This window comes from Aureispira sp. CCB-QB1 (genome assembly GCF_000724545.1).
Taxonomy (GTDB): Bacteria; Bacteroidota; Bacteroidia; order Chitinophagales; family Saprospiraceae; genus Aureispira.
Window position 1 is genome coordinate 139,303 of record NZ_JHBV01000022.1, and the last position, 7,842, is coordinate 147,144.

General features: G+C 38.1%; 3 protein-coding genes. 1 reads left to right on the plus strand and 2 read right to left on the minus strand.

The features are described 5' to 3' along the window. Nucleotides 1–73: 73 nt before the first annotated feature. The gene (locus CG11_RS10730) at nucleotides 74–3,052 is read right to left on the minus strand and encodes a trypsin-like peptidase domain-containing protein (protein WP_052595988.1); all 2,979 of its coding nucleotides are present in this window, start codon (nucleotides 3,050–3,052) and stop codon (nucleotides 74–76) included. Nucleotides 3,053–3,664: 612 nt separating this feature from the next. Between CG11_RS10730 and CG11_RS10735 the strand changes: the two genes are divergently transcribed. Further along, the gene (locus tag CG11_RS10735) at nucleotides 3,665–4,018 is read left to right on the plus strand and encodes a hypothetical protein (RefSeq protein WP_052595991.1); all 354 of its coding nucleotides are present in this window, start codon (nucleotides 3,665–3,667) and stop codon (nucleotides 4,016–4,018) included. A 176-nt stretch (nucleotides 4,019–4,194) separates the two neighbouring features. Here CG11_RS10735 and CG11_RS10740 read toward each other — a convergent pair. Continuing rightward, the coding region (locus CG11_RS10740; protein ID WP_156039740.1) for a T9SS type A sorting domain-containing protein at nucleotides 4,195–7,842 on the minus strand (3,648 nt) is incomplete at its 5' end.

Genomic DNA, 7,842 nt, shown 5'->3' on the forward strand with positions numbered 1-7,842 from the left:
TCTTAAAAGATTGATCATTAATTGCACAGCACTCACAAAATATCATGCAATAGCAGCGCAGCTAACAATTCATTTAATGTTTTACTATCTTTCTAGTAATATGCTCTTGACCATTCGTGAAACTGATAAAATAAACACCAGGTGCCAGATTACCAACTGGTATCGTTTTATTCTCTATTGAACCAACCTGCATATTTTGACCTTGAACATTGGTTATAATATAATCAGAAATACCTTGCATATTCGTAGCAACTTCTAAATAATCTCTAAATGGATTCGGTGCAACTTTCAAAAAGGCATCTTTTGGGTTGGTTGTTGATATATTAGTCGTTACCGTTGCAGAACGAATTGAAAAAGCATCAATCGCAATATCAGAAGCAAAACCACTTCCAGTAGAAGCTTTAAAACGAACCTTCAAGTCGGTCGCATTAGCATAAGCAGCAAGATTAAGAGTAATGCTCAACCAGTTGTCTCCATAATCATTAATTCTAGTCAACAAAGTATTCCAGTTCGTAGTAGCCGTTTTTACTTGAACATCTAACCTTCCCATATTTGCCCCATACATATGATAATCAAAGGTCATTTGAGGATCTGTTATGGTTGTCAGATTAAAACAAGGGGTTTCTATAATCGCTGTTTTGGAAGGAAAGTTAGGAGTAGTAGCTTCTACATAAATATAGTATGTTCCATCGTTAGCTGCTGTTGGTCCTGTATTGTTTGACGGTGTTGCTCCAGAGAATATAGTCCAATCCAAATCATCATCACTATCTTGTACCCAATCGCCTAGGGTATTTTCAAAACTTTCATTATAAGGAAAGATCGCGGTTGTTGTTGGGCAAGTATAAACAACATCTGCAATTGATACAGCATCAATAGCAATATCTGAACCCCAAGAACTACCAGTCACCCCATTAAATCGTATTCTCAAATCCGTTGCATTGGTATACGGAGACAAATCAATTGTTGCCGACAGCCAACCATCGCCTTGATCGCCTACTTTTGACCAAACACTTACCCATGTTCCTCCACCAGTACTTATTTCTAGCTCCAACTCCCCCATATCTGCTCCGTACATATGATACATAAATTTCAATTCAGGAAATAAAACACTAGTCAAATCGAAACAAGGACTCTCTAATATAGCTCTCTTATTAGGATTATTAGGTGCCGAAGCCTCCATGTAAGCATAGTAATTACCATCATTGGCTGTTGTTGGTCCTGTATTCGAAGATTGTGTTGCACCAGAAAGTGTAGCCCAATCAAAATCATCTCCCGTATTTTGAACCCAATCTCCAAATGTATTTTCAAAGCTTTCGTTGTAAGGAAAAGTATTTATAATTGTGCAATTAGGCGTTCCTGAACTAATACCAAATGCATCAATAGCAATATCTGATTCAAAATCGCTTCCTGTCGTGCCATTAAAACGAATTCTCAAAGAGGTTTCATTCGTATAGGCATTCAAATCAACTGTATCTGAAATCCAATTCGCTCCTTGGTTACCCGTTCTTGTCCACAAAGTAGTCCATGTAGAACCGTTGGTGCTCACTTCTAAAGATAAGGTTCCCATTGTTGTTCCATACATGTGATAATCAAAGGTTACCTGCGGATAAGTAACTCCCATCAAGTTAAAGCAAGGGCTTAACAACAAAGCGTTTTTGCTAGGGTTGTTGGGCGCAGAAGCTTCCATATAGGCATAATAACTACCTTCATTGGCTGCCGTAGGTCCTGTATTGGTCGAAACTGTTGCTCCTGACAAAACTGTCCAGTCAAAATCATCCGTTGTCGCTTGTGACCAAGCACCAAATGTATTCTCAAAGCCCTCTGTATAAGGAAAACTCGTGATCGTTGTACCACAAGGGACTGGAATTGCCCCTCCCGAACTATCAATTCCACAGTTGGGCATATCAAGCCCAATATCGGCAATCAATTGATCACTTCTACCACTAGAACCATTGGTACAACCTCCTGTGTTGTGAATTGCAACTACTAAATTAGAATTAAAATCCAAAACTGGAGACCCCGAACTTCCTCCTTCTGTATCAGCAAAATAACGGGCACCTGTTGCTGTAATCTGATTGATAATAGCATTCCCATTCGCATCACCTCCTTGGTCTGTTACTACCGTGATTTCTTTTCTTCTACCTCCTGGATGTCCGACTATATAGATACGATCGCCAACTACTGGAGGGCTTGAACTTAAACTTAGATAGCCATATGTTGAAGTTGGGTTTACAGGTAACTGGACTAGAGTATAATCCAACGCGGCACTTGTCTTTATAAATGTAGCAGAAGTTGCCACAAGATCAGACACTGAATTTCCAGTACCATTACAATTAGTATATTGATAATTGAACATAAAATCTGTATTAGCAGCCTCTGCAGCTGTCCCGATACAATGTTCGTTCGTCATCACATGTCCATCACAGCCCAGTAACCATCCTGTACAAAGACCTCCACCGCCAATTAATAAGCGACAAACAGCTCTACCTTTATCATACATTGTAGTACCATTATAACAAATAACAGGCTCTTTATCATCTGTTCCACAAATAGACTTCGTAGCTAATAAAGCATCTATTTGTGCTTGTGGGTACCCATAAGCAACCTCTGTAATATCAAAACCATAGTGATTCGACCCTGTTTCTGAATGCAACCGAACAACAACTCGTTCGTCAAACAATACTTGCGTCCAAAAATCACTAATCATTGTCATATTCTGATCAATGATTTTACCTCGTCCTGCGTATATAATGGTTTCGCCAGTATTCACGGCAGTTATCTCTACATAGTCTCCTGGTGCTAGATCAAAATTTTTGAAATAAATTTTTATGTACGAAGAATACTTGTTGTAAAATTCTTTTTCGTAAATAACATCTGCTACCCCACTAGGATTATAAGGATGCGCTGTTTGAAAATTCGTAGGAATAACATCTCCCACCTTTAGTGGTGCGTTGATTCCATCTGACGGAGTTAAATCTTCTAAAACTGAAGTTGCAGTTTGTCCCAAAGATAATTCGCAAAAAAAGAGTAAAAAAAATACGATTCTTTTCATTGTAAAAAAGAGTTTGTTAGTTATTTTGATCTAAATCTAATAAAGTTGGGAATTTATCTTCGATTGGGAGTCGATTGGTGAAGATAGTTATGTACAAGAGTAAAATTTGTATAAAAATCAGGTAAGTCATTTTAAATGTTCATAACTTATTTGTGATAAATAAGTTATGTTGACACCCTCTAATATAAGACATATAAGCACTAAAATAAAATGCTTTTGGGAATTAAAATTTCTTAATTGTTTGTTTCATGATTGTTCAAATCTATTTCCTTTTAGTATGGTATATCTTGTTATTAATAGCAAATTTAGGAAAATGTTTATTTTGAAGAAGGGTTAATTCCTTTTCTACTTATTTTTATTTTTACCATACAAGAATAAATAATCTCATCATAAAACAATGATAAACAACCACTTACAACTTAAAACTCAAAATCAAAGCATATTGATTATCAGCCTAGTATAATTCTCTTACAACTTATATTTTAATAGCATAAATGATCCAATTATTACCGAGAAACAAACAAAATGTGCAAATATTACGGCTTAGACATCGTATTTTAGACAAAAAGTGCTAAATTTACACCATTAAACAATAAAAGAACAAAAGAGTATATGAGTAAGGATAAGTATATAGACAAGGTAATCACTTGGGTCGAGAAAAGAAAAATTAGCTCCATCCAAACAACTTCCGAAGGATATGATGACCCTAAAATTTTCACGAATCAATCAACTAAAGACCAAGTACAACCAGATGTGTCTTTTACCATTGATGATGCTACTCATTATTCAGAAATAGCTTTAAAATGTGATAATACTAGGAAATTAGTTACGCGTTGGAAGTTATTAAGTACAATGGCTTCTGTGAAGAAAGGACAATTGCACCTTTTTGCACCTAAAGGACACAAAATCTTTACTAAAAAATTAGTAGAAGATAACAATATCGATGCTTTAATCCATTCTTTGTAAAGATTGTTTTTCTGCACGAATAGAAAAACTGCTTGTAGAGCTCTACAAGCAGTTTTTGTTTAGTACCCAAGCAAGAGCATATAAACGTAAGTTGCAAAAAGCAAGTATGCTTCTCAAATGAAGCATACTTGCTTTTTTATATTTAGAATGTCCAATATTTGTAATCTATAAGATCATTATTTTGCAATAATTACTTTTTGACTTTGATATTGTTGGTCGACTTCAAGTGTCAATAAATATACACCACTAGCTTGGTCTCTCAAGTCCAATGGCAAGTCAAAACTTGATGCAGAATAAGTATGCTCTTTCACTATTTGCCCCAATACATTGGTCAAACGTATAGTAGTCGTTTGGGATTTAGAAAAAGCAACTTCCACCCTAAAACGTCCATCATTAGGATTTGGGAAAATAGCAAAGTGGGTTAGGTTATTAATTGATTCTAGTCCTACAATATTAACAGTAATAGACGCCCCTACTGCACAGCCATTTGCATCTGTAATGGTTAGGTGATACGTCCCATTGTGGACTAAACCCGTTGCCGTAGCTGTCGTTTGGTTTCCTGTCAAGGTATCCCACTGATAGGTATATCCTGCCGTTCCTCCCATAGCAAATGCTGTTGCCGTTCCATCTCCATTATCTACAATTCCACCAGACAAAGGAGTCAGTGGTTCTGTAAGCAGTACACTGTCCAACACTACACATCCATTGGTATCTGTCATACTAACAACATATCCTCCTGCACATAAGTTAATTATTGTAGCAACACTATCCCCAGTGCTCCAACTGTAAGCATAGCCACCAACACCTCCTACTCCTGTAACTCCTATGGCTCCAGTGCATCCTCCATTACAATTAACATGATTGACAGAATCAACAACTAGTATCAATGGACTAGGTTCTCCAATTGTAATACAACGATCAAGCACACATCCTAAAGAGTCCGTTACGGTCACACAATAAGTCCCTGCTCCCAAGCCTGTCACAATATTAGAAATACCTCCTCCTGCATTGGCATCCCAAACATAAGATAAACCACCTGTACCTCCCAAAGCATTCGCTTCCACTACTCCATCTAATCCACCATGACAACTAATTCCACTTTGCTCTATTATCGTCAAAGACAGGGCTGTATTAGGTTCTGTTAAGCTATGACAAACCGTTGCAAAACATCCATTATCATCGGTCACGGTCACACAATAGGGCACATTAGCTCGTAAGTTGCTGATTGCGGGTGTGCTGTCACCTGTACTCCAATCATAAGTATAATCTGTTGCAACTGTTCCTCCAGTTCCTGCCACAGTGATACTTCCTGTAGAATCGCCATGGCAATTAATTCCACTACTACTAACAACCGTTACGACTAAAGCACTAGGCTCTCCGATTGTAATACAACGGTCAAGCATGCATCCTAAAGAATCCGTTACGGTCACACAATAAGTCCCTGCTCCCAAACCTGTCGCAAGACTAGAAGTGGCACTTCCCACATTGGCATCCCAAATATAAGATAAACCACCTGTACCCCCCAAGGCAATTGCTTCCACTACCCCATCTGATCCACCATGACAACTAATTCCACTTTGCTCTATAATCGTCAAAGACAGGGCTGTATTAGGTTCTGTTAAGCTGTGACAAACCGTTGCAAAACATCCATTATCATCGGTCACGGTCACACAATAGGGCACATTAGCTCGTAAGTTGCTGATTGCGGGCGTACTGTCACCTGTACTCCAATCATAAGTATAATCTGTTGCAACTGTTCCTCCAGTTCCTGCCACAGTAATACTTCCTGTAGAATCACCATGACAATTAATCCCATTACTACTAACAAGCGTTGCGGCTAAAGGACTTGGTTCTGCTATTAAAATGCTTGTGGTTGCCATACAATTGTAATTACTATCTATTATCGTAATCTGGTAAGGAGTTGTATCTGCTGGTAAATAGCAGAATACGCTATCTGTCTGACTCAATAGATTTGGTTGATGAATTGTATATGTATAATTCCCCGAACCGCCTACAACTTGCACATCGATACAAGCCGAATCACCATAACAGTCTATAGCTCTAAGCAAATTTGCTGTTGCTGTTAACGTTTGTTGTTGTATTAAATCTAAGCAAAGAACGGTTGAACAATGATTAGCATCCGTTGCTGTCATACAATATTGCCCAGCGGCTAGGTTTTCTAGTACTAAGGTACTATCTCCCGTAGACCAAGTATAATCTAGTGTTCCTGTTCCTCCAAACACTTCTACCTCAATTCGCCCATTACTACCACATATAGGATGAACGGTATCTCTAACTACAATATCCAAAGGGCTTGGGCTTACCACCTCAAAACTAGCTACTGAATTGCATCCAGCGGCATCGGTCGAGGTGACAGTATATAATTTAGGTGGCAAATTACAGACAGTATAATTGGTAGAAGTTGTTACTTGGCTTCCAAGAATTACGGTATCCCATACATACGTGTACGGAGCAGTTCCATTGATTGTTTCTATCGTAACACAACCATCAGCTGCTCCAAAACAACTAATAGAAGTTGTATTCGTTTGGACTCTAGGAGCTGTCGTATCAAGATTTACTTGTACACAAAAAGTATCCAAACATCCTGTAGACAAATCGGTGATACTTACACAATGGATTCCAATATTTAGATTATGTGCAGTACTGTTTCCAATATTGGTATCTACGATTCCATTGGACCACACAAAATGATAACTTCCTGTATTAAAAGAAGCATTTACCAGTCCATTATCATTGCAAGTCACATCTGTCGAAGACAAATTGGGACTAAGAGTAGAAGGAACGTTTACAGTATGCTGAACCGTTATAGGGCAAGTTAGCACCTTCTGTCCTCCTACCTTGACAACAGAATAGATTGTTGCCATATAAGTAGTATTTAAAGTGGGATAAACCCAAGCCGAATCATTAGATATTGGCATTAGGGTATTGCTTGTTGACCAAACAACACTATCTGTAACAGTTAGCCCTCTTATCGTTAAATAGGTGCTATCTCCTGTACAAAGTAGAGTATCACCGTGTATAGTGGCATTGGGTATAGGTGTAACGTGTAAATAGACAATATCTATTGGTGTTCGACCACAACAACTTGTCCATAAAGATAATTCAATGGTAAAAAAGCCTATGGTATCAAACGGCGTCATTGGAATGCTTTGGATTGCTCCTGGGTTGATAATAGCACCATCAAAACTCCATTCAATAGAGTCTCCATAGATAGCACTCGAAAAAGTAGCAGAATCTCCTAGACATATTTGGAAGGTATCAATTCCTATTTGATTAGCAGAACTTAGTATTTCTGGTTGGTAATTTTGATCAAAAGCAATATTATAAAACCCTCGGTACTCGCTCAATGCATTTCCTGAAGCACCTCCTGAAGCAGGGCATCCTGCGCAAGTGTTGTGTATAATATTATAACGTCCAACCGAATTGTATCGAGTCGTATCAGCATTTGATGTTCCTATAGTAGGTATTGTGTTTTGTCCCAATCCATCAAAAATCCAATTGGTTACATTCGTATTGGAAGTTCCAATAGGGATGACTTGAGGGGTACTAGTGGTAAGAGGATGGTTAGCCACTTGGGAAGAATCCCAAAATAAAACATTGGTATTCGTGCAGTTTACATTTGAAGCGTAAATAATTTGTTGGTTATACAACGCATAAGTAGAATCTTGAGTCATGGGGCTTATTCCTACGTTATTCCAAAAAATATTCATAGAAATACCATCTTGCCCATTGCCGCCAGCACCGCCATTACCACCAACACCACCATTGCCACCAGCACCGCCATTTTGAACTTCAATCGATGT